We start from the raw sequence: 23,441 nt of genomic DNA on the forward strand, positions 1-23,441 counted from the left end.
ATAGTTACTTAACAAAATGTAAATATTGTGGCAATAGATTTATACCTTTAGAAGCAAATAAAAAAGAATTAAAGTATTGTGAATGTGGTTGCCCAGTTCCAGTAACAAACGGAGTAGGATATTGTGTTAATTGTAAAGAGGAAGTATATAGTTCTGAACTTTTTTACTAATATAATAAGTTTATTTTATTTTCTTCACCACTCTGTAAAGTGTTGAAGAATGTTTCTCTTCTTCTTAAACAAACTGGTGCGATTGTTTAATATTGCACTAACTTGCAGGTTAGTGGAACAAGACAATTTTAATATTTATAAATCAACGAAGGGGAATTCTATGAACAGTGATATTAGAGATGATATATTTGAGGAGATTACTAATATATTCGGAATTAATATTATTGGATTTTCTCAAATTGAATTAGGTCATATGAATTTAAAATGGAAAATAGATACCGATAAAGGTGATTTATTTGTAAAGCAATATAATAAAACTAGGTATCCTGAAAAAATGATACAAGGGTTGGAAACTTCATTAAATCATCAATCCAATTTATATAATGAAGGTATTCCGTGCCCTGAACTTTACTCACATAAAGGGAAATATGTAATAAAAACTTCATATGGTGAGCGTTTTGTTTTAATGGGATTAAGTGAAGGAAGTAATATTAAGGCTGGAACAGCAAACAAAGAACAAATGTATAATTTAGGTAAGATAATTGGACAAATGCACAAAATTTTAAACTACAATAATACAGTTCAGTTACCACTACACTGGGATGTTCGGTCAAAGGAAAGTATGCTTAAAAATTGGCAAGCAAGATGGAGAGAAGCAATTAGTTTGGATTGTAAAAATACACTATCTAAGTTGGAAATACAAAGAAAAATTATCGAAAAAAGCGATATAGATATTTTCTCGCAATGTGAAAAAGGCTGGGGGCATTGGGACTTATTTGTAGATAACATTTTATTTAAAACTAATAGCGTTTCTGCAATTCTTGATTTTGATAGAATGCATTATGTTTATCCTGAATTTGACATATCAAGACCTATTTTATCGTGTTGTTTAGAAAAAGAACAAATGCATACAGACAGGGTTTCAGCGTTCGTTAAAGGTTATCAGGAATATCAAAAACTAACAAATCAAAAGTTAGTACGTTCAATTAAATTAACTTGGTGGAAAGAAGCAGAGTGGGTTCGAGCTGATAATGCATATAATTCATCCCCATTAAAGAGGTTTAGTGAAGAGAACATTTGGGTTGGAGATAATTGGGATGATTTAGAATGTTTATTTGCTAATATTGTTTAATATAACTTTAGCGAAGGTTTGTGAGAGACTTCACTTAAACTAACGGGTGGTTTAGTTGAATAAGCAATTGAAAATAAATATAAGAAAAATCTCAGTTCATTTTATTTAAACTGAGATTTTTTATTTTTTAATTACAAATATCACTACAAATAGGATGCAAATAGTTATACAAATTTAGTTACATTTTAAAGTGTGATTCTGACTTTTGTGATAGGAAACGGAACCCGTCAGTTTTATCTGGGCGTTTTTTTCTGGCTATTATTTAAATAAAAATGCCAAGCCAAATCCCATTAATCATCGCAAGTATAAGGATGATTTTTTCGTATGCAGAGACTTGGTAATGATTATCTATTTGCATTTTGAGGACTAAGAAAATGGCAGTCCCTACTACAGCTAACGCTCCTATCATTGCCCATATACGATCCGCTCCCATCCAGACCACGCATAGTCCGGCCAGCGTGAAATATAACAGGGCGGGTAGACGACTGAATGCAGCCCCAAACTTTTCAAAAGCCCAGACAACACTTGTTTTTTTGACGGGAGATGCGTTTCTATCAGCCTCTTGATCTGGTATATGATGAACCATTACCCAGGCTAAACAGAATAAAGCATTAATGAGTGCGTTTTGCAGCGCCCATGTCGGGATTGAATCCAACGTCAGCCAGGCACCGGCAAGCCCGAGTACAAAAACAGACGGAAACATAGACAGCCATTCCCCGATAAAGGGACGGTAACTGAATTGAAATGGACGGAGCGAGTATGAAATGGCTCCCCATAGACCAATGGCTAGTAATAAGGCGATTTTAAAGTAACCAAATAGTATTAATCCTACAACAATTAAACTTAGTGAAAAAATAAGCCATTTCCCCAGTAGCCAGAGTGAAGAAGCAGAAATAACACCTGTCTGTATAACACGACTTCCACCTGACAAAATTGCCGGGCTATTCTGATCTGTTCCTGAATTATAGTCAGCGAAGTCATTCAACACATGCGTTAATATCCCGTGAATTAGGAAAGCACCGAATAGTAATAATAGGAATACCAAAAGCGATTTATTAGGAGCGACAGTATAATACAAGAATATGGGAAGAACAGTAGAAACTATTGTCGTAACACTTGAAGAGACTACCGCTATTGACCGTAATAGTATCCAGCTTTTTTTGATTGGGGCTAGTATCGATTGATTCATTATCATGTCTAACTCCTTTATTCGTATATCACTTCTACTTTACACTATACCCTTTCTACTAAAATATGAAAGCTGTTTTTTTGAAGGAGATAAGGTGTCTTGTTATGAATAATTTCATTATTCATAACTACTATCGATTATTGGGGGAGAAAAGTGGCATGGGGAGGGGAATGTTATTGAGATCTAATATATTAGGATTCGTCCATCATGATTATTCTACTATTTATCCCACTGTTTACTAAAATATGATAAAATTGGGAAAAAATCATGCGGTAAATATTATAGATTAGTAACAAGATGGGAATTACTTAGTAAGATGAGAATTCTAATGATACCAAATTAAGAGCAGTAGGGATGGAATTTGGCCAGTTATTATATATAGCTTTGATAATTATAAAATGAACCAAATAATTTGGAAAGAAACATTGCCATATGTTGCTACAACCTATGAATTACATGAAATTATTAGTTATAACTAAATATTGCATACACGTAAAAAACAGAAGTAATTCCAAATACTTCTGTTTTTTTATATACAATTAGATGAGGAGGTCAAGTAATGAAGAAGTTGGACAAATTTATAGATGAATCTACAATTCCTGATTGGGAAAAAGATTATTATTTTAATCTATTGAAGAGGTTACCAAATGCGGAAAAAGAGGAACTAATTAGCCTATTTAAAAAGTCGAATAAAGAACATCGTGTCCTTCAGACTGGTAGATTAAACCAGGAATTACAGTCTCTAAAAATTAGGAACATAATTACGATAGGTGATTTGTCTTTATTTGAGCATTCAATTGGTTTATTACCGAAGTATCCTCATTTAGCTAAGCTCATGCAGCATTTTTTCAAAGCAGATCCATAGTTTGAGTAAAAGAGTTCCCAACTGAGTCGCAAACCCTTTTTAGTGTATAGCATTATTACTGCCTAACAAATATTTTTACATTAAATCAGTTATTATAGTAGACACACTATATTGTAACTATGCTTTGCGTAACTAAAACTTTAAACAATATCAATTATACTATACAATTATAGTAATATAATTGATATTTCTAAAAACGATTCTACTAGAAAATTAAAGGGGTATATAAATTGAATGCAATGAAACTTGGTTGGATTGATTATTCAAGTGAACATAGGGACAAGGTGATGGCAGTGCTCCATGCACTTGCTGAACCTGGAGCGGTGGATGAGCTGGGAATTGGTTTGATTCGGGATGGATTTGCAGATATTCTGTTTCCGGGTACTTCCACGATCCAGACGCGTGCAAAGTATTTTTTTATTGTTCCATATTTATTAATGGAGCTGGAGAAAAAGAGTTTTTCGACACCAAAAGAACTAATTAACCAACTTGGTGAAGAAGAGGTTGCTTTAATCGAAACGTTAAATAAAGAGGATTCGAGTGGGGTAATCGGCGCTCGGGCTGGCAAGAAACTTAAGCGAAAACCTTCTAATATTTATTGGAACGGCTTAAGGACATTTGAGATATTTAAACATAGTTCCTTGTCATTGGACAATTATGCGAAAGCTGTTTTAAGGATGAAGAATAACAAAGAGGCTGCAAAATCTTTTGGAAGTGAGGAGTCAGATGAATCTGGATCTATAAGTGGAGAGTATTCTAGTACGTTCTGGCGATGTATACTCCCTGAGTCTAACTGGAAATACAGTCTTTCTATGGAACCTTCGTTTGATGAGGCGCACTTTTTAAAAGAACGGATTACGACCGCCGAGAAATCGAAGGATAGTTTATTTTCCTATTTGTTATCGCAGGATTTCGATAAGCTTAAAAAGATAGATGACTTTGATGCTATTGGAGAAATGTTTTCGTTACCTGATAATTTATTTGAAGATTATAATAGAGCGAAACGTTTTAATCAGTTTATTTCAGGGGCAAATATTCGCTACAACGTGATTCTGTCAGATGGTGAAAACAAAAAGGCTTTACAGAAATGGTCTGAGTGGCTTTACAGCTCGTTTGTTAAAGAAGAATTTGAATCCTTTAATTACATGGATGTTATCAATTGTCTACATATAAAGAACTCTAAGCTGATTATATTTCTTCGTGAATGGCAAAAAGCGGTTTTATCAGGGGATCATACTACAATAGATCGGCTTATAATAAAACGGGAAATTGAGCTTAAATCACGAGACCGGGCAAAATTACAGAACTCTAAAATATTTACTTATGAGGATGGGGCTTGGGTTGGTACTCCTAAACTCCAATATCGTTTTAAGGATGCAAAAGTTATTATTGAGGATATTTTTGCAGGTCTGGGGGATTACAATGCTTAAACCAGCTGAAAATCGACTTAATTACTCCGAATTACTCACACCACCATCAGGGTACGAGGTTGAATTTGCAATCGGAACAACATATGCATTGGACTTAGAGGCACTCGTTGGTGTTCCGTTGGCGCTAAGTCTGTCTGAGGAAATGGATCAAACTTTTCAATATGATCCTATATATGTGCTTGAAGGGTTACGAAGAAGTGCAAATAAGTTTGCGATTTTTTGTGAAGCGGGGCAAATTAAAATACCACAGAACCAAAATTCGATATTCGCTATGATGGAAGATAGTGTTTTTGAAGTAGCCCTAGAAAATAATCGATCCTTTCACCCAAAAGTATGGCTGATTAAGTACCAAAATAGTAACAACGAAGTATTATACAGACTACTTGTGTTAACACGGAACCTAACGTTTGATCGGAGTTGGGATATTGCAATTGCGCTTGAAGGGAAGAGGACTGACAATAAAACCTATAAGAATAAACCACTAGCAGATTTTTTTCAGTACCTTGTAGATTTCACAAGAGAAAATGAGAAGCGAAGGCAAATCAAAAGCATTATTTCAGAACTGGATTATATACAATTTGATCCAGCAAATAAATATATTCCTGAATTTGATTTCTGTCCTCTTGGAATTACAGGGTATGGTAAAGCGGAAACAGGAATTTTTGAAAAATACCATCAGCTGATTGTCATATCTCCATTTATAAGTGAGAGCACTATTTCTGAACTAAACGAACTTGAATTAAGCAACGCTAAAAAGGTGTTAATTACAAGGAAAACAGAATTGCAAAAACTTACGGAATCGATGCTTTCGCATTTTGAGGTATTTACATTAAAAGATTCAGTCATTGATGGCGAGAGTGCTATAAGTGGGGATATTAATGAGGATGAAATAACTGAGCTCCAGGATATTCATGCAAAGCTTTATGCCAGAACTAAATATAATCAACATCATATTTATATCGGTTCTGCGAATAGCTCAAGAAATGCATTTCATGGCAATGTTGAATTTTTAATCAAGCTAAAATATAAGAAACACGGATTTAGGATTACTGATTTACTGGAGGATATGTTTGGTGATGAGGAAAATCCTTTTGAAAGAATTGAAGACATTCCAGAACAAGAAGAAGTAGAGTCCGACTTAGCAGACTTGCTTCAGAAGGGAATAAAACAGCTTTGCAGAACTCAATCAGGTGCGTTCGTTGTGAAAGATGATGACGATTATTCATTAAACGTAACATTTGAAGATATTCCTGAAGGATGCGACTTTTTAATTGGTCCCCTGTTGAGTACAAAGGAGTTACCTCTTCAGAAAGAAACTTCTTTTGAGAAATTGAGTTTATTAGAGCTAGGAAACTTTTATAAAATAGCTGCAGTAAAAGATGGTGAAAAGGTCCAAAGAGTTATCAAGATTAAGACAGATGGTATCCCTGAAGAACGTGAGAAGGAGGTTTTTCGTTCGATTATTAAAGACTCACATACTTTTCTAAAATATGTTGCTTTTCTTTTATCGGATGATTTCTTATTATCCGTGTTAGAAAATCTGGAACAAAAGAATTCAGGTTCTGGTAATTGGGGCATGGATACAGGAGACTATCCAGCACTTTACGAGAATATGCTCAAAACAGCTTCCCGTTCACCGGAAAAACTGGAAGATGTAGAAAACATAATTAATATTATTGAAAATGAGGACATTATTCCAACTGAATTTCAGCATTTGTATGAAACGTTCATTCAGGCAGCAAAGGAGGTGAAAAAATGATTGACTTAGTTCGAAAAGAAGAAGAAATACTATCTGGTTTGAAAGATTTTCAAAAAGCGACCGTTGATCGAGTTTATAGCTTATTTACGAATAAATTTAACCGTGTGTTAGTAGCCGATGAAGTAGGGCTTGGCAAGACAATGGTAGCTAGAGGGGTTATTGCTAAGATTGCTAGGTATCATGAAGAACGGTTACAAGATGATCTGTTTAAAGTTGTATATGTTTGTTCCAATTCCAATATTGCTGGACAAAACCTGGCAAAGCTTAAAATTGATCAACGAGTAACATTAGATGGGCTATCAGATACCCGTTTATCGATGCAGCATATCAAAATATTTGAAGATACTTTTGACCCTCAAATTAAAGAAAACTATATTCAACTTATTCCACTAACTCCTTCAACGTCATTTGATATGACAGGTGGTTGCGGAAGTGTGTTAGAGAGAGCTTTAATCTATTCTGTTTTGAAAAGATACCAACCTCTTAAACCCTATTTAAATGAATTTGATAAATTGATGACGGATAAAGCTACTGGTAGCTGGGAACGGTGGAAAGAAGAGTATGGAGACAGGGTTGAGGCTTGTGATGAAAAAAGTGATGGAGGTTATCTAAACGTTATGCTGGAGAAAGTGGATGAATTTTTCCAACAAGAACCTTTGTTACTTAATGAGATCGCTTACTTATCTGATGTCATCCAACAAGAATGGGTGCCAGGTAGAAGAGTGAATGGAGCAACCAGGGTTATTCAAAAGCTACGAAAAATGATGGCAGAAATCAGTGTTGACTTGATTGATGCCGACCTTGTTATCATGGACGAATTTCAACGGTTTCCAGAATTGATTAATGCTGATGGGGATAGCGAAACAGCTATGCTTGCCAGCAAATTTTTTAACAGCCCAAAAGCTGACGCCAATGATGTGAAGATATTACTATTATCTGCTACACCTTATAAACCATATTCCACGCTTGAGGAGATATCAGAAACTGGAAGTGATGAGCATTATAAGGAATTCATGCAAGTTACTGACTTTTTATTTGAGAAGCATACGGATCATAAACAGCAATTTAAAGAAGTTTGGAGAAATTTTTCCTATGGGTTAAGTCAAATCTCTGAACAAGATTTCTCGATGATAATTTCCAAAAAGCAGGAAGCAGAGGATAGTCTTTATAAAGGGATTGCCAGAACGGAGCGTCTTTTGGAAGAGGGAACGAATGAGATTGCGGAAGCTTCCGTTGACAAGACTCCATTAGAGATTACCCAGGATGATGTTTCATCGTATATAGAAATGGATTCGCTGTTACAAGACATTGGACTAAAAGACAAGGTTCCCGTCGAATATGTGAAATCGGCTCCTTTTTTGATGTCATTTATGGATCGCTACAAACTGAAGCAAAAGATTTCACAGAGCTTTAAGGAGAATCCCGGAAATAACAAGTTAGCAAATAATTCTCTAATGTGGATTGATAAAAAAACGATAGATAGATATGGAAAGTTAAGAGAAACAAACGCTAGGCTAACAAAATTAAAGGAAGTAGCCTTATCAAAAAATGCAGAGAGATTAATGTGGATTCCTCCATCTTTACCATATTATGAATTTGACGGAGCTTACTCGGGTCAAAGCCAATTCTCAAAGGTACTTGTTTTTTCTGCATGGGAAATGGTTCCACGAGCAATAGCGACGCTTCTCTCTTATGATGCAGAACGTAGGACAGTAGGTGAATTGGTCAAGCAAATCCCTAGAAAAAAGCGGTCAAAGGTGCACAAATATTTTCATCCAAGACGCTTTCCCTCACCAAGATTAACCTTCGTAATGAAGGATAACGCACCATCAAATATGAATCATTTATCACTTTTGTATCCTTCTGTTACATTGAAAAATTTATTTGATTCAATTGATGTGTTAAATAGGAATATAACACTAGATGAAATAAAAGAAGAAATAAAAGATAAACTTCAAATCTTACTTGGTAAAATAGAGTATGAGCCAAGTGATAACGTTTCTAGGCAAGATGAACGGTGGTATTATTTTGCCCCAGTATTGTTTGATTTAGAAGAGGATATCATTCAGGAATGGTTTAACAGCGATTATCTGTTATCCACTTTAGCTCCCAACGAAGAAGAAAGTCGTAGTGGAGACACAGTTGCACTAGAAAAACACTTTGAAGAGTTAAGAAAAATTTTTCATAATAATGAACTGCCTATACTTGGTAAACAGCCTGATGATTTATTGGATGTACTAGCTAATATGGTGTTAGCATCTCCAGCAGTTTGTTCTTTGAGATTACTTGAGAATCCTGATAGCGACTCAGTTCCTTATGCTGTTCAGTTAGCGAAGACCATAGTTGATCGATTTAATTCCCAGGAAGCAATTTCAATCGTTGAATTGGAGTATGGAAAAAAAAATAATAATGCACATTGGAAAAACGTGCTCAAATATGGTGTATCAGGAAATATGCAGGCAATGCTTGATGAGTATGCCCATATGCTGCTTGAAGAAGGTGGACTTAACAAAGTTGCGGAGGCGGAGCGTAATAAGCAACTAGTCAAGACTATGTCAAAATCGTTAAATACACATACTGCTAGTTACAATGTTGATACGTATCGAACGTTTAAAAATCGTGTTATGAATGATCAGAAGAAAGGAAATCAATATATTAAAATGAGAACCAATTATGCTGTTGGTTTCTATGATACTAGAAATGAAGACAACACACTTAATCGAAAAGAAAATATCAGACTCTCGTTTAATTCACCATTTCGACCATTCGTTCTGGCTACAACGTCAATTGGACAGGAAGGACTGGACTTTCATTATTACTGTCGAAAAATAATGCATTGGAACCTTCCGTCAAATCCAATCGATCTTGAGCAACGCGATGGTAGGATCAACCGCTATAAGGGCCATAATATTCGGCAAAACATCGCTAGTAAATACGGTGATATTTCATTCACAAAAAATGTATGGCAGGAAATGTTTACTGCTGCAAACCAGATAGAAAGAGACTCTCAGACATCGGAATTAGTACCTTTTTGGTCATTGGCAGGGAACCAGGATATCAATATTGAACGTATATTTCCGTTGTATCCACTTAGCAGGGACGGTTCGAAATATAATAGGCTTATGAAAATATTAGCACTATATAGATTAAGTCTCGGACAAGCGCGCCAGGAAGATTTACTAGAGGATTTACAGAACAACAATTTTGATGAAGATCAGTTGAAGGATCTGTTTATGAATTTGAGTCCTTTTTCGAAGAAGTGATTATGTTGATTTTGATGGACAAAATTCATGGGGGGAGATTTTATGAGAAGGATTGCTTTAATAAGCTGCACAAAAAGTAAACAAACATATCCGTGTCAAGCAAAGAAAATGTATCGTACTTCTAATCTTTTTACGAAAGCTGTTTCATTTATTGAAAAACAAGAATATGATGACTGGTTTATCTTATCTGCTAAGCATGGCTTACTTAATAAAGAAAAAATAATAGAACCTATGATATTACATTATTGTCTATGAATGCCAAACAGCGGAAAGATTGGTCACATAATGTATTTTTTCAATTAAGGAAATTAAGTGATTGTGAATTTGATTTTTATGCAGGCTCCAAATACAGGGAGTACCTTATTCCCTTACTGAAAAAAGAGGGTTATATTTGTCGTATACCGTTACAAGGATTACCAATAGGTAAGCAACTTCAGTTTTATAAACAGGCCTTAAATGATAATGGTTAATAGGATTTTTAGTTGTACTAATGAAAATAGCGAGGGGAGATATTTATGGAAGAAACGGAGTTAGTTACTTCGATTGATGAGGTAATCATTAATGTTAAGCAGTTTAATAAAGATTTAGAAGAGGGGACAAATGTTGTTAGTCAGTTAACAATGTTTAAGCATTGGTATTACATTTCTAGCCTTGGTATGTTCGGTCCAAGTAAATATATTGGTTATAAAAATATGAACACTTCCAGATATAACCGTGGAAAAGGAAAGACAGGTATTGATACTGAAAGAGTTCTTACAAAATGGTTTATAAAACTTCCTACTAGCTCTAAAGAGGAAAATAAGTATATGGATAAATTGATAGGTTTACTTAATTCATATGAGAAGAAAGTCAGAAGCAATTCCTGTATCCATATTCTTAAGTAGTGTGGTGGTGTAAGGTGGTGTAATAATTAATGGATGCTTTCGAACTCAAAGAAAGAATAGACAATCTTACTATTTGGAAAAAAGGAGATCAACGAGCCCCGCATAAGCCGCTGTTAATTTTATTTGCTCTTGGCCAGGTTCAGGCTACTAATTCCAGACTTCTACATTATGAATTTGTAAGAAATAGATTAATGGAGCTGTTAAGAGAATTTGGTCCTGTACGGAAATCCTATCATCCAGAAGAACCTTTCGTACGATTGAAAAATGATGGGATTTGGGAATTGAGTGGTGCAGTGAAATATCAGAGCTCTAGCAATAAATACTTGCTTACTAACAATATTGCAGGTGGATTCACTTATGAGGTTTTTAATCTTTTAACTAAAAACCCAAATATATTGCAGGAAATTGCCCAAACCATTTTAGATAACCATTTTCCGGATACCATTCATGAAGATATTATAGAATCAGTTGGTCTAGACTTTAACTTTTATAGGCGAAGGAAACGCGATCCTTTTTTTAGAGAGAAAATTTTAAGAGCATATGGATATAGCTGCGCTGTCTGTGGATTTAATGTTCGGCTTGCACATACATTGGTAGGGATTGAAGCCGCACATATTAAATGGTACCAGGCAGGTGGACCTGATCAAGAAGAAAATGGAATAGCCCTTTGCTCACTACACCACAAGCTGTTTGATAAAGGTGTGTTTACGATTTCAAAAGATCGAAAATTAATCGTCTCCCAAGATGCTCATGGAACTAACGGCTTTAAAGAAATGCTGTTAGATTATCATGGATTTATTATTAGAAAGCCAATTGAACCAGTATATTACCCTAATAATTCTTATTTAGATTGGCATGTGCGTGAAGTATTTAAGGGGCCGAAAAGATACATACTTTAGATATATCCACCATAATCACATTAGCCCGAAATGGGTTATTGTGTTTAGGAAGCTATTGATGATAAGTTTTCCGATCATGCACAGTAAAAATTAATGAGTTGTCCAGAATGGGACCTTGTTATTGTTCAATCATCATCTGGTAATGGATGTTGACCTACCATCGATAAAAGGGCGATATTGTTAGAATGCATCCATCAGCAAAGCGGAAAGCTCAATGTAATGAATGTACACCATTTGAAAGGGGACAGCCCAGATGAAATTAAGTGTATTGGATCAGGCACCAATTTCAAGACATTCCAATGCCAAAGAAACGCTGAATAATACATTAAAACTAGCGAAAATAACAGAAGAGTTAGGATATACAAGGTACTGGGTTGCCGAGCATCACAATACAAATGGGTTGGCTAGTACATCACCGGAAGTACTGATAACACGGATTGCATCGCTTACAGAAACAATAAGAGTCGGCTCAGGGGGGGTGCTGCTTCCTCAATACGCTCCGTTTAAAGTGGCGGAGAATTTCAAAACGCTTGAGGTATTTTTTCCGGATAGAATCGATTTGGGAGTTGGGCGGTCTCCGGGTGGATCGCAGACAACTCGCTTGGCATTGACGGATAGCGTGAATAAAAGCCTGCGTGATTTTCCGAGGCAGTTAGCTGATTTACAAGGATTTCTTCATAATACTTTACCAAAAGAGCATCCGTATCGCATGATAAAAGCGGCTCCACGGTTGGATAATGTGCCACCAACATGGGTGCTGGGTCTGTCGGAACGAGGTGCTAAGAGTGCTGCTGAATTAGGACTTGGATTCGTGTTTGGGCATTTTATAAAACCAGTGAATGGTCAAGCAGTTATGGAAGCATATCTAAGTAATTTCCAGCCCTCGCCAACGCTTGGCCAGCCAGAAACGATAGTATGTATATTTGTTGTGTGCGCTGACACGGAAGAAGAGGCGGAAGAACTGGCGTTGAGTCAGGACAAGTGGCTATTAAGTGTTGGGAAGGGGGCCGATACAAAGGTTCCTTCGATTGATGAAGTAAAGAAGAAGGAATTTAGCGATGAAGAATTAAACGAAATCAAGAAAAACCGAGAGCGCTGTATTATCGGAACGCCGGCAAAGGTAAAAAAAGAACTGAATCGCCTCAGTGATTTTTATCAGACTGATGAATTTATGATCATAACAAACATCTATGATTTTGATGCAAAAGAGCATTCGTATAGGTTACTTGCAGATGCTTTTGATTTTGAAAGATGATGTAGGGACTGAAGTGAACATCTTCAAATGTATTGACAGTATAAATAGATAAACTTATACTTATAATAAGAATAAGGTATCGAGTAGCTACAACTACTCGACACCTACAACTACAGACCGCATAAAGAGCGGTTTACCAATATGATGTTGTAGCATAAGAAGTAATCGCTTGCCATTGGTACTGGGGGCGGTTACTTCTTTTTTTTTAGAAAACTTGGCTTATCGCCAAGCCTTAGTTGCACTTATGCAGATAAGAAAGTATTTATACTTTCTTATCTGCCTAGAATGACGACAATAGTTACAATTAGTGTCAGTGTCGCTATTAGTGAAAGACTAAATTTCGCTACTAAACTCAATGCTTCAAATGTCGTCATCCCACCACCTCCCTTCTGTAAGGAAGATGGCCAACCGCCCACTATACTATGTAGTTGATACATAAATTTTACCACATTATTTCACATATTAATAGCAAAATGCGAACAAGTGTTCGTTATGTATTATTTTTATCGTGGAAGGGAAATTTGAGGGTCAGGAGCATTCAGCGGGACAAGGTTCCTGACCCTAATGTCCCTTCATTCCTGCAAGTATGACTTTTAAAAAGATAATTAACACCATAAATGAGAACAATGGAGCTAGTACTATCCATGGATGGAGTAAAAATTCCTGGTAGGATGAACCAATCAATCCGCCCCACTCGTTGCTAATTGGTACAAGGATACTCTTTTCCTCCGAAACTTTAATTGCTCTATCTCCACCAATAAAAATACCCAAAATCCCTAAATGAATTAATAATAAAAGTAATTGAATGTTGTTTTGAATAAAGAAAATACCGATTCTTGGTTTGATGATCCTCCATACGTGTTTTTTGAAGATGTAAAAGTTACTTACACCTTGTAACTGAGCAATTTTAATAAAGTCCTTATGGAGTTCATTTTTTATTTCATCTCCTATTAATAGAGCTAAAGGAGGGATGCCGATGCTGATTAATATGACCATCAATAAAAGCATAAAATGGAAACTTTCCTCTTGAAAAAGACCGAGAAGTGGTGCAAGTAAAAAAAAGACAACCAGAACAGGGGGAATAATGTAGGCAATTTCAATAGCTCGTTTCCATATATTCTTAAATTTATGTACGTAAAATGCGTAATAAATGGCTAATACTAATGCAATGACAAAGCGTAACAGACACACAATACTTACAAATACTATCGTATATTTTGCACCGATCAATATGCTATGTAATAGGGGTTCACCTGACACATTTGTCCCCAGCGGCGGGTATTCAGCAGGGGAGTAGGGTGTTTTGGCAATAAACTCACCCTCCTCATCTAATAAAAGGGATGGTGCGTTTTTACTTGAAACAATTAGATCAGGAAAGAAACTGAAAAATAGAAGGAGTAAAATCAGCAATGTACCTGCACTTATTTTAGCATTCATTTTACTCCACAACCTGATCACCAGCCTCGTCAAACGTCAATTTGTTTACTATGTATTCGCCGGTCCTTATGAACATATATAACGGAAAGTACAACATAATTAAAACCCACATTAATATTCTAAAGTCTCCAATACCGTACAACTTCACAAAACTCATAATGCCGTCTAATCGTAGAAGGATTTCTAAAATCAATAAGCTTGAAATCATATACAAGAAGATATTTTTGTAATATTGGATAAGCGTTAAGAGCGTATTTCTAAATAAATGAATAAAGAAAATATAACTTTCCCCAAATCCTCTTGACCGAGACAATAAGTAATAATCTTTGGTCTTTTCCTCATCAATGCTTGCTGTCATATATTTAAATAAATAGATAGTTGGAATTGAACTTAAAGCCAAGATAGGCAAAAAATAAATCGTTTCTCCGCCAAATTCATAAATACCTAACGATATCCCTGATGTTTTGAAAATCCAAATAAAGAATTGTATGTTTAACAAAACTATTAACACGTCCGGCATTGATTCAACTATAAAAAAGATTCCATGAATCACCTTTTTAAATGGTTTGGTAAGGGTATGGAATAAATAAGTGAATAGGATTGAAACTATAATGGCTATAGCGAGAGAACCAAAAATGATGATAATGGAATTTAGATACGCATTGGAAACCGCTGCAAAAAAAGGTACTTCATCTCCGTTACTTAATGGGATAATTATTTTTTGAGGCTGAAAAAGGTAATAGATACCTGATCCAATGCTCTGAAAAAAGTATGTAAAGCTCTGGGTTTGAAATAAAACAGGCATACAGCTGATTAACAATATGATGCTAATAATAAGGGTTATATCTCTACATGATGTAACCAAACTCTTCCACAAGGCTATTCAAAACCTTTCTTTTCTTTTTTGTAAAGTTTCTCATCTCTAAAGTGCAATGTAATACTAGAATCGGGAGCTACACCGTCCCATTCGTAACGAGTGAATTCATCCTCGAATTTCACTTCATCAGCTGTATTTTCTTTAAAGTTTATATAATCCGGCTGTCCAAGTAAATCGATCACATCTTCAAATTCCGCTCTGTTTTCCAGTTGATTGTATTGCTGAATTGTTACAAGGCTCTCAGGATTTTGTTTTGGCTGTTCACATCCCACTAACATTACAGTGATTGCTGTTGTTAGTAAAAAGAGCCCTTTAAATTTATTCATAAAATTCTCCTCTTCAAGCTTATTTTAAATTTATTTTCAGTACTGCTGGTACTCGCTCCGAAATAAGCAATAATACTACCATACCATTACTTCTACAATTAAATATAAATTCCTGCTAAATTAATTCTTAGCTTGTTGAGTGAAACGGGACAAGGTTCCTGACCCCATTGTCCCACTACGAGTAATAATTGTTATCTTGGACATCCTATTTTGGTGTATGGATTAAATTGATGGGGGGTGAATTTATTGACGTTGGTTCGTCTTGGTTATGTTGCTATGAGTGTGCATTTGGAAAATGCTTCACCGTCTAAAACGATGACGTACACCAGATTTTCAAAGCTAGACGATAGGGATGCGGCAATCCGGAAATTGGAACAGATTGCAGAAACGAATTTACATAATTGTCTCAGATTGCTGCGGCATAATTTGGCACATGATATTGCTTTTTTTCGATTATCCTCTAAGCTCGTCCCTTTGGCTACTCACCCTGATCTCAAAGGCTGGGATTATATTCAATCCGTGCAATCACCATTGGAAGAAATACAAAAATTTCTTACACGCAATCCTAATGTCAGGGTCGATTTTCATCCGGATCATTTTGTACTGTTGAATTCGCCTGGACCAGAAGTTTTAAAAAATTCGATAAAAAGTTTACGCATGCATTATAGGCTCCTAGAGGGGATGGGAGTTAATCCTGAACATCGCTGTGTGCTTCATGTTGGCGGGGGATATGGTGATAAAGAAAAAGCGCTCGAGCAATTTATTCATAATTGGGCATTTGTATCGCCTGATTTACAAAGCATGATTATTCTGGAAAATGACGATAAGGTTTTCACACTTTCCGATACCTTATATTTAAGTGAGAAGCTTGCTGTTCCGATGGTGTTTGATTATCACCATTACCTTGCGAATCACGTAGAATCCGAAAACTGGCGTGAGAACTGGGAGCGCATTGTTCAGACGTGGAAATCGTCCACAGTACCTGTGAAAATGCATATTTCAAGTCCCAAGTCAGATAAACAATTTCGTGCCCACTCTGACTATGTGGACAGTGCAATGTTTATGGATTTTTTGCGGGAAATAAAGGGAACTGTTTCGCAAATAGACTGTATGATTGAAGCAAAACAGAAGGATGATGCTTTATTTAAATTAATGGATGATATAAAAAAGTATTCTGAGATTGAAATTGTGGATGGAGGTAGTTTTCATATCATGTAAGACTAACTAGTAGAGAGAATCGTACTACATTGACCACCTTCCCTTAAAAGGAGGTGTTTTTCTTCTTATCAATGATATTTTTTAAAGGAATTAATGATATTGAATAGAAATAATATAGTGAATGAGAAGAAATGGTTATTGAACGCTTTCAACAAATTTATTTCCTTTGGGAGGGAGAAAAATGACAAACAAGTTTCAAAAAATTACACCGAATTTGTGGTTTGATTCACACGCAGAGCAGGCTGCGAAATATTATGTTTCAATTTTTGAAAACTCTAGGATTGACGGTATTAAATACTATGGAAAAGAAGGATATGAAATTCACGGGCAAGAAGAGGGAACGGTAATAACAGTGGATTTCAAGCTGGAAGGTCAGAACTTTGTTGCGTTAAATGGTGGTCCACATTTCAAATTTAATGAAGCAATTTCATTTATTGTCAATTGTGATTCACAGGAAGAAGTAGATTACTATTGGGATAATCTTTCTGAAGGAGGAGATGAACAGGCACAACAGTGCGGTTGGCTTAAAGATAAGTTTGGTGTTTCCTGGCAAATAGTCCCGACAGTCTTAACCGAAATGTTGAATGATCCAGACCCTGAAAAAGCAGGTAGGGTTATGTCAGCAATGCTGCAAATGAAGAAAATTAATATAAAAGAATTGAAGGAGGCTAAAGGAGATTAGGGCTTTATTAAACCTTTTCTGAGAATTGTTTATTAGTTTAACAACAGATAATAGAAAGTAAAAATGACTTGGATATTTCTCCAAGCCATTTTTACAATCACGTGAATTTTAACTGTGGATCTCTGTATTATAACTCACAAGTGCCTCTGTTTAGAAATCAAACTCTTTTTTATTCACATTCTCCTCAAAGTAATTACCCCAATGTGGTTGCGTTCCATCAATATCTGTAAAATTATATATTTCGGAAAGTTGCCAGCTACTTAAAACGCTACCAGTAAATCGGTTAACATCTGTGTCTAAGGCTAGGTGTTTTATTGCTTCACCGACATAAAAAGGAGTCTCAGAAGCAATAAAATGCTTTTCTACTTTTGCGCCTTCCTGCCAGTTTTCCTCTGTTACGCCAAATAAATCGAGCATCGCTTCAGAACGAAGGAATCCAGGTGTTACAGCGACAGATGTTATATTATGGTTTTTAAGGTCAGCAGCCATGGCCAGTGCCATATGAATATTAGAAATTTTAGCGAGACTGTAGTATAGGTTTCCACGGTATGTATAGTCTGTACCATCTGTAATTTCGGTGATTAAACCTTTGTTGTTTTTCTTCATTAGTGGGACTGCATAATGAGAAGTGATAATGTGTGACTGGACTGCTTGTTTTTGTATTTGCAATCCGTCCTGCAAGTCATGCTCGCCAAATGACTTTTCCCAGTTTGTAAGTGGATCACCTCCCCAGATGTCATTAATTAATATATCAAGCTGTCCATTTTGCTCTTTATTAATACGATTGAATAAGGCCTCGACTTGTTTTTCCTCAGTGTGATCTACTTGTATGGGGATACCGTGGCCACCAGCATCCGTAACGAATTTGGCTGTATCTTCAATTGTTTCTTTTCTTTGCATTGGTGACATTTCTTTTCTGGTGGATCTTCCTGTTACATAAACAGTCGCACCTGCCTCCCCCAGTTTAATAGCAATTCCCCGACCTGCTCCTCTAGTTCCGCCAGCAACAACAGCGATCTTTCCGTTTAATGTACTCATATAATCATTCCTTTCAAATCAGTTACTAGAATTATATACTATTTAATATGACACCTTTTGTCATGATTGAAAAATAATTTTAGGAGTGGACTTATGAAAGCTGAGCGGCTAATAAAAATACTTATAGTACTGCAGCACGGAGAAACGACTTCTACAAAGACGTTAGCTAATGAATTAGAGGTGTCGGAAAGAACTATTCATAGGGATATGGAATCTTTAAGTGTTGCAGGAATACCAGTATTTTCTGAAAGAGGAAAAGCAGGTGGATGGCGACTTATTGATGAGTGGAAAAATAAACTGAGCTGGTTAACAGAAAAAGAGATTATATCTTTATTCCTGCCAGCTTCTGAAAAAGTTCTATCAGACTTAAATCTGAATATATCAACAGAAGAGATGAAACAAAAATTATTGTTATCTGTACCTAATCATGTAAGACAGAATGCTACCAACTTATGGGAACGCATATATATCGACACAGATACATGGCATGGATCACAACAAAGTATAGGATCTATGAAGTCTATCCAACAAGCAGTTATGGAAAATAAAAAAGTAACAATGGAATATAAAAAAGCGGATAATGAAATGAAAACTTACATGATAAATCCACTTGGTTTAGTCTTAAAAGGAAGTACGTGGTATGTAATCGCTATTAATTCTCAAAATTCATATCGAAATTTCAGGCTATCACGTATTATAAATTTCACCGTATCGGAAGAGTCATTTACTAGGCCCAGTGGATTTATCCTGTCACAATACTGGAAAGAATCCAAGAAAGCGTTTATTCAAAATTTACCTGCGTATGAAGTGGAGGTTGAAGTATCTCGACAAATCATTAACCGCATTATGTTCACGGGCCGTTTTGTTAGACACTTGCATGAATCAACGAAGCAACCAAACAGTGAATGGGTACAGTTAAGTCTTGAATTTCCGACCGAAGAAGAAGCTGTCAATTTCATTCTGGGATTTGGCAATCAAATAAGAGTTAATTCACCGGTACATATACAAAACATATTAGCAAAAAAGGCAAATGAGATTTTGGAGCTCTACAGAAAATAGCGGGACAATAGGGACAGGTTCCTTGTCCCAGGCAGGTTATAAGTTCTGACAGGGGTTACCATGGAGTTTTGTTCAATACCGTGTGGAGCTGTAATGAAAACCCGTTAACAAAGTGAAGGATTTTTGGGCAATCCTATTAAAATTACGCTGATAATGCATTAATTGGACGTGGTGACAGGTATTATTATTAAGTAATCAGATTAATATTCTCTATAGTATAATTACTATAGGTTAAAAACAAGTAAGTGGGACAAGGTTCCTGTCCCTATTGTCCCATTCTATACTTTCCTTCTTCTGTCTACTGCTTGTGGTGGTTCTTCTAGCCATGCGTGTTTGATGGTGATATTTGCGCCGTCTTCACCATACTCTAAGGTTTCAGTTAACACTCGCATGTAGTGGGAACCTAAGTCACGCCTTTGAGCGGCAGCCAATGATTGGCCATAATAACCGACACCTGCTTGTGTAGTTCCAGAAACTTCAAACATCAATAATTTATCTGAAAAAGGTGAAACTGTTGTTTCTTCGATATTAGAAGACCAAATCATGGATGCAGGCAAATCTTCTTCCGTTAAAACAGAGTTCAAAACTTTTATGTGCTTCTCTGCAATATCTGCACCACGACGCATATATTCCCGTACTTCTTTAGCTTTGGCAACTTGGCTGAAGCCGATTAGTAATGCGTGACCAACAGCATTACGTTGTATATTAAAAAACAATTGGTCAATCTCAATTGCGGTTAAAGGTCTGCGGTTTCCCAGCCAACCTGTTAAGAAATTTTGTTTTTCTACTGTATCGGCTGTTTTTGGTATTGGAATAAATGGTGATCTAGCATAGATTCCTTTTGAGAGAAGTAAATCAGTTGTTTCATTATATATTTGTTCAGACGTATCTATACATTGTGTGAAAAAGTCCCGTATATCAGAACGAGTTGAATGCGTTAGTCCCATTGTATAGGAAGTTAGGTTCATGGTTGACTTGTTTTGTAAAAAAACTAAAAAGAAGGAATCAGCAAAAAGACGTGGTGCCGTTAAATCTACGTCTGCATCTGTAAAACCTTTAGGAATTGCGTGATCTTCCTTTTGATAAATTTGTTTAATCTGTACTATATTTTGTTCTGCAAATTGCAGTGTTTTTTCTATAATAGGACGTATTTCGTTGTCTTCCATAATAGCCAATACATATTTCATCTTGATAATCGTAGCAGAATTATCATTATAAGCTGACCATAAATTAGCAATTTCTGATGATGTTAGATTCGCTTGTGTAGTCATAATTACAATATTACCTCCCAAAAAAATTTATATAATTGTAAGTTCTAAAGGATATTATGTGGAAAAAGTTAATTTCTATACTGGGATGGAGGGGCACGTTTATTACCTTGTGATCAGATATAAATCACTTGAGTATTAGTGGGACCTTAATGTATGGTGTGTCGTCAAATATAAAGTGGGGAGGGTTGCGTGATGGAAGATGAGGACTTGATCTCATTTAACGAGATTATGGAAACATACGGGGAGTCGATAAAAAGATTGATTTATACATATGTTCATGACTGGTCTGTGGCTGAGGATCTCACCCAAGATGTTTTTGTGATCGTTTATTTAAAATTAGATACATTTGAACAGAGATCAAGTTTAAAAACATGGATCTGCAGTATTGCGATCAATAAATGCAAAGACTTTATTAAATCCTGGAATTTTCGAAAAGTAAGATTATTTAACAGCTTACCAGAAAAATATTTAGTTACTAAAGATAATAATCCAGAGAGCCAAATGATACAGCATGACGAGGAGTTGTTATTAGCAAAAACGATTCTTTCACTTCCTGTTAAATACCGCGAAATCATAATTTTATTTTATTACCAGGAGATGCAGGTTGCTAATATAGGGGAAATTCTTGGATTGAAGGAATCCACTGTAAAAACAAGGTTGCAACGTGGAAGGGGAAAGCTAAAAAAACTGCTGGGAGGTGTGGACATTGAATAGGAGAGTAAAGAAAAGTTTGGATAAATATATGGGAGAAGATAAGGTTTTTACAAAGGACGATAAAAGAGCAATCCAAATGAAAATTGCAGAAGGTAATAAGCTAAAGAAAAATAGAATAACGTATAAAGGTATTGGGAATGGTTTCATTTTCGCATGCGCCTTATCCTTGTTAGTTGTATTAATAAATCCTTATTTTGAAAATACAGGTCAAGATTATGCAAATGAAGATGAGTATTTTACTTTTAAGCTAGGTGATAAAGTATGGGATAGAAAGTATAGAACTCTATTTTTTGGTGATCCAATTCAAACACCCCCATCGGTTGACATCACAAAGATTGATGAAGGTATGGAAGTACTTACGATTCCTATAACATTTACATCAACATTTACTGGGGTCTCCGATGTTAACCCACTTGCTTTTGATTTGGTTTCCCCGAATGGTGAGGAAATGAACCCATATGACACTAAGATAATAGAGAATGATGGCTGGAAATCCGGTATCATTCGAGGTGGAGGTTCAGTGACATTTGCCAACACCTATGTATTTCCCAAAAATGAAGGCTGGCATATCGAATTCGAGGACTGGAACTTTGTTGAAACATTTGACAGGTATTATATCGTAGAGTTTGATGAATAAAGTGGTTCCTATAAAGTCGAGTGGAAAAATATAAAACTAGGAGGGGGAGAGTTTAAAATGGAAAATCAGTTAAATGAATTTACCAAAATGCATGATAAATTTATTGTAAATTGGAATAAAGCAATGATTTCAGGGGACACATCGTCTATAGAGAGAATGACTGAAGACTATTATGTTGCTTTTTTCAAAGGTGTAAACGAGAAACCTATTATTTTCAATAGGAAAGAGGCAGTAAGTGGAATGCAACAGTCTGTTAAGCAACTTTCAGGAGCTAAAAAGAAATTCAAAAACAGGGTTATTCGTTTAAAGGATATCAATAATGCAGTTGTATTTTATGAACAATTAATAGAAAAAGAAGAGAGAGTATTGGCGAGGCTTTTTACAATTGAAAACTGGCAACTTACCAATGGAGAATGGCTGCTAAAAAGGGAGACGGAAGAACCGATTTATTGATCTGAATTAGCGTGAATTTTAACCCAAGGAATATGTTTTTTTATAAATATTAAGGGGGAACTAGTTTGCATAACAAATTAAGAAAATCATCGACAGATATGTCTTTATCTGGTGTTTGTGGAGGTATTGCTGAATTTTTCGGTATATCTTCTTTTGCAGTGAGACTAATATTTATTTTCTTACCTGCTAATTTACTCATATATATAATTCTCGCTAACACGATGCCTGATAGCCCTCCGTCATTGTAACGCTTAAAATTACTTGCACATTGAGGGTAAGGGATTTGCTTGACTGATTAAAATATGAGTTAGGTAAAAAATATAAGGGGATGTGATTATTTGTTAAGCTCAAAAAGGCTACAGTTTCGAAAAATGGTGGAAAGTGACATTGAAAAGTATCATTCCTGGAGAAATGATTTGGATGTAATGAAAACAACAAGCACATCATTAGATTTATATTCTCTTGATGAAACAAAAAATTTTGTAGAAAATGTTATTTTTAATTCAACATCTTCTAAGAGTTATATCATTGAGGAGAAGGAAAGCGATACTGCAATTGGTGTAACGTCGCTTATTAATATTGATACAAAAAATCGAAATGCGGAATGTATTATTGATATTGGGGAGAAGAAGTTCTGGGGTAAAGGATATGGTACTGAAGCTCTGAAGATGTTACTTGAATATGCTTTTTTAGAATTAAATTTACATCGTGTTTCACTTAGGGTTTTCTCTCTTAACGACAGAGCAATACATATCTATAATAAACTTGGGTTTGAGAAAGAAGGCGTAATGCGAGAGAGTCTATATAGAAATGGTAAGTGGCATGACATCATCACCATGGGTGTTCTGAAAAGGGAATATATGAGTTAAAAATTGGGAGATTG

General features: G+C 35.6%; 23 protein-coding genes and 1 pseudogene. 17 read left to right on the forward strand and 7 right to left on the reverse strand.

Going from position 1 to position 23,441, the window contains the following annotated elements:
• Nucleotides 1-330 precede the first annotated feature (330 nt).
• Nucleotides 331-1,302 carry a phosphotransferase gene (locus tag ACTWQM_RS16480; protein WP_443259258.1) on the forward strand — a complete coding sequence of 324 codons (972 nt, stop codon included), beginning with the start codon at nucleotides 331-333 and terminating at the stop codon, nucleotides 1,300-1,302.
• Between the two features lie 262 nt (nucleotides 1,303-1,564).
• Here ACTWQM_RS16480 and ACTWQM_RS16485 read toward each other — a convergent pair whose 3' ends face one another.
• Nucleotides 1,565-2,491: a prenyltransferase gene (locus ACTWQM_RS16485; RefSeq protein ID WP_443259259.1), complete on the reverse strand. Its 927-nt coding sequence runs from the start codon at nucleotides 2,489-2,491 to the stop codon at nucleotides 1,565-1,567.
• A gap of 559 nt (nucleotides 2,492-3,050) precedes the next feature.
• Between ACTWQM_RS16485 and ACTWQM_RS16490 the strand changes: the two genes are divergently transcribed.
• The 8 genes and pseudogenes from ACTWQM_RS16490 (at nucleotide 3,051) to ACTWQM_RS16525 (ending at nucleotide 12,846) form a co-directional block, all read left to right on the forward strand.
• Entirely contained in the window at nucleotides 3,051-3,356 is a 306-nt protein-coding gene (locus ACTWQM_RS16490; protein ID WP_443259260.1) for a hypothetical protein, read from the forward strand.
• A gap of 239 nt (nucleotides 3,357-3,595) precedes the next feature.
• On the forward strand, nucleotides 3,596-4,786 hold the full coding sequence (locus ACTWQM_RS16495; protein ID WP_443259363.1) for a DUF6361 family protein: 1,191 nt from the start codon (nucleotides 3,596-3,598) through the stop codon (nucleotides 4,784-4,786).
• The gene (locus tag ACTWQM_RS16500; RefSeq protein ID WP_443259261.1) at nucleotides 4,779-6,545 is read left to right on the forward strand and encodes a phospholipase D family protein; all 1,767 of its coding nucleotides are present in this window, start codon (nucleotides 4,779-4,781) and stop codon (nucleotides 6,543-6,545) included. The genes ACTWQM_RS16495 and ACTWQM_RS16500 overlap by 8 nt, the downstream gene beginning before the upstream one ends.
• Complete coding sequence (locus ACTWQM_RS16505; RefSeq protein ID WP_443259262.1) at nucleotides 6,542-9,808, forward strand: hypothetical protein; 3,267 nt, start codon at nucleotides 6,542-6,544, stop codon at nucleotides 9,806-9,808. The genes ACTWQM_RS16500 and ACTWQM_RS16505 overlap by 4 nt, the downstream gene beginning before the upstream one ends.
• A gap of 108 nt (nucleotides 9,809-9,916) precedes the next feature.
• Nucleotides 9,917-10,278: pseudogene (locus ACTWQM_RS16510) on the forward strand (DUF6884 domain-containing protein).
• Between the two features lie 45 nt (nucleotides 10,279-10,323).
• Complete coding sequence (locus ACTWQM_RS16515) at nucleotides 10,324-10,692, forward strand: hypothetical protein (protein WP_443259263.1); 369 nt, start codon at nucleotides 10,324-10,326, stop codon at nucleotides 10,690-10,692.
• Between the two features lie 29 nt (nucleotides 10,693-10,721).
• Nucleotides 10,722-11,591, forward strand: a complete 870-nt coding sequence (locus tag ACTWQM_RS16520) for a phosphorothioated DNA-binding restriction endonuclease (RefSeq protein WP_443259264.1) — start codon at nucleotides 10,722-10,724, stop codon at nucleotides 11,589-11,591.
• A 253-nt stretch (nucleotides 11,592-11,844) separates the two neighbouring features.
• Complete coding sequence (locus ACTWQM_RS16525; protein WP_443259265.1) at nucleotides 11,845-12,846, forward strand: LLM class flavin-dependent oxidoreductase; 1,002 nt, start codon at nucleotides 11,845-11,847, stop codon at nucleotides 12,844-12,846.
• Between the two features lie 272 nt (nucleotides 12,847-13,118).
• On the opposite strand, the gene ACTWQM_RS16530 is transcribed toward ACTWQM_RS16525, so the two are convergent.
• From ACTWQM_RS16530 to ACTWQM_RS16545, 4 genes are all read right to left on the reverse strand, one after another.
• Complete coding sequence (locus ACTWQM_RS16530; protein WP_443259266.1) at nucleotides 13,119-13,220, reverse strand: putative holin-like toxin; 102 nt, start codon at nucleotides 13,218-13,220, stop codon at nucleotides 13,119-13,121.
• A 187-nt stretch (nucleotides 13,221-13,407) separates the two neighbouring features.
• Nucleotides 13,408-14,283 (reverse strand): ABC transporter permease subunit, encoded by an 876-nt coding sequence (locus ACTWQM_RS16535; RefSeq protein WP_443259267.1) that lies wholly within the window; start codon nucleotides 14,281-14,283, stop codon nucleotides 13,408-13,410.
• Nucleotide 14,284: 1 nt separating this feature from the next.
• Nucleotides 14,285-15,088, reverse strand: coding sequence for an ABC transporter permease subunit (locus ACTWQM_RS16540; RefSeq protein WP_443259268.1), 804 nt, complete (start codon nucleotides 15,086-15,088; stop codon nucleotides 14,285-14,287).
• A gap of 74 nt (nucleotides 15,089-15,162) precedes the next feature.
• Nucleotides 15,163-15,486, reverse strand: a complete 324-nt coding sequence (locus ACTWQM_RS16545; RefSeq protein WP_443259269.1) for a hypothetical protein — start codon at nucleotides 15,484-15,486, stop codon at nucleotides 15,163-15,165.
• A 246-nt stretch (nucleotides 15,487-15,732) separates the two neighbouring features.
• Between ACTWQM_RS16545 and uvsE the strand changes: the two genes are divergently transcribed.
• Together uvsE and ACTWQM_RS16555 are read left to right on the forward strand one after the other, a co-directional pair.
• Nucleotides 15,733-16,704 carry a UV DNA damage repair endonuclease UvsE gene (gene uvsE, locus ACTWQM_RS16550; protein ID WP_443259270.1) on the forward strand — a complete coding sequence of 324 codons (972 nt, stop codon included), beginning with the start codon at nucleotides 15,733-15,735 and terminating at the stop codon, nucleotides 16,702-16,704.
• A gap of 181 nt (nucleotides 16,705-16,885) precedes the next feature.
• On the forward strand, nucleotides 16,886-17,386 hold the full coding sequence (locus ACTWQM_RS16555) for a VOC family protein (RefSeq protein WP_443259271.1): 501 nt from the start codon (nucleotides 16,886-16,888) through the stop codon (nucleotides 17,384-17,386).
• A gap of 150 nt (nucleotides 17,387-17,536) precedes the next feature.
• Here the strand turns inward: ACTWQM_RS16555 and ACTWQM_RS16560 are convergent, their stop codons facing one another.
• Entirely contained in the window at nucleotides 17,537-18,424 is an 888-nt protein-coding gene (locus ACTWQM_RS16560; protein WP_443259272.1) for an SDR family oxidoreductase, read from the reverse strand.
• Between the two features lie 93 nt (nucleotides 18,425-18,517).
• On the opposite strand from ACTWQM_RS16560, the gene ACTWQM_RS16565 reads away from it, so the two are divergent.
• The gene (locus ACTWQM_RS16565; protein ID WP_443259273.1) at nucleotides 18,518-19,483 is read left to right on the forward strand and encodes a helix-turn-helix transcriptional regulator; all 966 of its coding nucleotides are present in this window, start codon (nucleotides 18,518-18,520) and stop codon (nucleotides 19,481-19,483) included.
• 278 nt (nucleotides 19,484-19,761) lie between these two features.
• Here the strand turns inward: ACTWQM_RS16565 and ACTWQM_RS16570 are convergent, their stop codons facing one another.
• Nucleotides 19,762-20,754, reverse strand: a complete 993-nt coding sequence (locus ACTWQM_RS16570) for a DUF3231 family protein (protein WP_443259274.1) — start codon at nucleotides 20,752-20,754, stop codon at nucleotides 19,762-19,764.
• A gap of 192 nt (nucleotides 20,755-20,946) precedes the next feature.
• Between ACTWQM_RS16570 and ACTWQM_RS16575 the strand changes: the two genes are divergently transcribed.
• From ACTWQM_RS16575 to ACTWQM_RS16595, 5 genes are all read left to right on the forward strand, one after another.
• Nucleotides 20,947-21,468 carry a sigma-70 family RNA polymerase sigma factor gene (locus ACTWQM_RS16575; protein WP_443259275.1) on the forward strand — a complete coding sequence of 174 codons (522 nt, stop codon included), beginning with the start codon at nucleotides 20,947-20,949 and terminating at the stop codon, nucleotides 21,466-21,468.
• The gene (locus tag ACTWQM_RS16580; RefSeq protein ID WP_443259276.1) at nucleotides 21,461-22,105 is read left to right on the forward strand and encodes a hypothetical protein; all 645 of its coding nucleotides are present in this window, start codon (nucleotides 21,461-21,463) and stop codon (nucleotides 22,103-22,105) included. Before ACTWQM_RS16575 ends, ACTWQM_RS16580 begins: the two co-directional genes overlap by 8 nt.
• 57 nt (nucleotides 22,106-22,162) lie before the next feature.
• On the forward strand, nucleotides 22,163-22,558 hold the full coding sequence (locus ACTWQM_RS16585) for a hypothetical protein (protein WP_443259277.1): 396 nt from the start codon (nucleotides 22,163-22,165) through the stop codon (nucleotides 22,556-22,558).
• Nucleotides 22,559-22,656: 98 nt separating this feature from the next.
• Complete coding sequence (locus tag ACTWQM_RS16590; RefSeq protein WP_443259364.1) at nucleotides 22,657-22,806, forward strand: PspC domain-containing protein; 150 nt, start codon at nucleotides 22,657-22,659, stop codon at nucleotides 22,804-22,806.
• Nucleotides 22,807-22,896: 90 nt separating this feature from the next.
• On the forward strand, nucleotides 22,897-23,427 hold the full coding sequence (locus ACTWQM_RS16595; protein ID WP_443259278.1) for a GNAT family N-acetyltransferase: 531 nt from the start codon (nucleotides 22,897-22,899) through the stop codon (nucleotides 23,425-23,427).
• Nucleotides 23,428-23,441: the final 14 nt, after the last annotated feature.

Origin of the sequence: Virgibacillus sp. L01 (genome assembly GCF_052246775.1) — a bacterium.
In the GTDB taxonomy this organism is placed as follows: Bacteria; Bacillota; Bacilli; order Bacillales; family Amphibacillaceae; genus Lentibacillus.

Coding starts and splice junctions, on each gene's coding strand:
- ACTWQM_RS16480 (WP_443259258.1), top strand. CDS start 331: ATGAACAGTGATATTAGAGATGATATATTTGAGGAGATTACTAATATA.
- ACTWQM_RS16485 (WP_443259259.1), bottom strand. CDS start 2,491: ATGAATCAATCGATACTAGCCCCAATCAAAAAAAGCTGGATACTATTA.
- ACTWQM_RS16490 (WP_443259260.1), top strand. CDS start 3,051: ATGAAGAAGTTGGACAAATTTATAGATGAATCTACAATTCCTGATTGG.
- ACTWQM_RS16495 (WP_443259363.1), top strand. CDS start 3,596: ATGAAACTTGGTTGGATTGATTATTCAAGTGAACATAGGGACAAGGTG.
- ACTWQM_RS16500 (WP_443259261.1), top strand. CDS start 4,779: ATGCTTAAACCAGCTGAAAATCGACTTAATTACTCCGAATTACTCACA.
- ACTWQM_RS16505 (WP_443259262.1), top strand. CDS start 6,542: ATGATTGACTTAGTTCGAAAAGAAGAAGAAATACTATCTGGTTTGAAA.
- ACTWQM_RS16515 (WP_443259263.1), top strand. CDS start 10,324: ATGGAAGAAACGGAGTTAGTTACTTCGATTGATGAGGTAATCATTAAT.
- ACTWQM_RS16520 (WP_443259264.1), top strand. CDS start 10,722: ATGGATGCTTTCGAACTCAAAGAAAGAATAGACAATCTTACTATTTGG.
- ACTWQM_RS16525 (WP_443259265.1), top strand. CDS start 11,845: ATGAAATTAAGTGTATTGGATCAGGCACCAATTTCAAGACATTCCAAT.
- ACTWQM_RS16530 (WP_443259266.1), bottom strand. CDS start 13,220: ATGACGACATTTGAAGCATTGAGTTTAGTAGCGAAATTTAGTCTTTCA.
- ACTWQM_RS16535 (WP_443259267.1), bottom strand. CDS start 14,283: ATGAATGCTAAAATAAGTGCAGGTACATTGCTGATTTTACTCCTTCTA.
- ACTWQM_RS16540 (WP_443259268.1), bottom strand. CDS start 15,088: ATGCCTGTTTTATTTCAAACCCAGAGCTTTACATACTTTTTTCAGAGC.
- ACTWQM_RS16545 (WP_443259269.1), bottom strand. CDS start 15,486: ATGAATAAATTTAAAGGGCTCTTTTTACTAACAACAGCAATCACTGTA.
- ACTWQM_RS16555 (WP_443259271.1), top strand. CDS start 16,886: ATGACAAACAAGTTTCAAAAAATTACACCGAATTTGTGGTTTGATTCA.
- ACTWQM_RS16560 (WP_443259272.1), bottom strand. CDS start 18,424: ATGAGTACATTAAACGGAAAGATCGCTGTTGTTGCTGGCGGAACTAGA.
- ACTWQM_RS16565 (WP_443259273.1), top strand. CDS start 18,518: ATGAAAGCTGAGCGGCTAATAAAAATACTTATAGTACTGCAGCACGGA.
- ACTWQM_RS16570 (WP_443259274.1), bottom strand. CDS start 20,754: ATGACTACACAAGCGAATCTAACATCATCAGAAATTGCTAATTTATGG.
- ACTWQM_RS16575 (WP_443259275.1), top strand. CDS start 20,947: ATGGAAGATGAGGACTTGATCTCATTTAACGAGATTATGGAAACATAC.
- ACTWQM_RS16585 (WP_443259277.1), top strand. CDS start 22,163: ATGGAAAATCAGTTAAATGAATTTACCAAAATGCATGATAAATTTATT.
- ACTWQM_RS16590 (WP_443259364.1), top strand. CDS start 22,657: ATGTCTTTATCTGGTGTTTGTGGAGGTATTGCTGAATTTTTCGGTATA.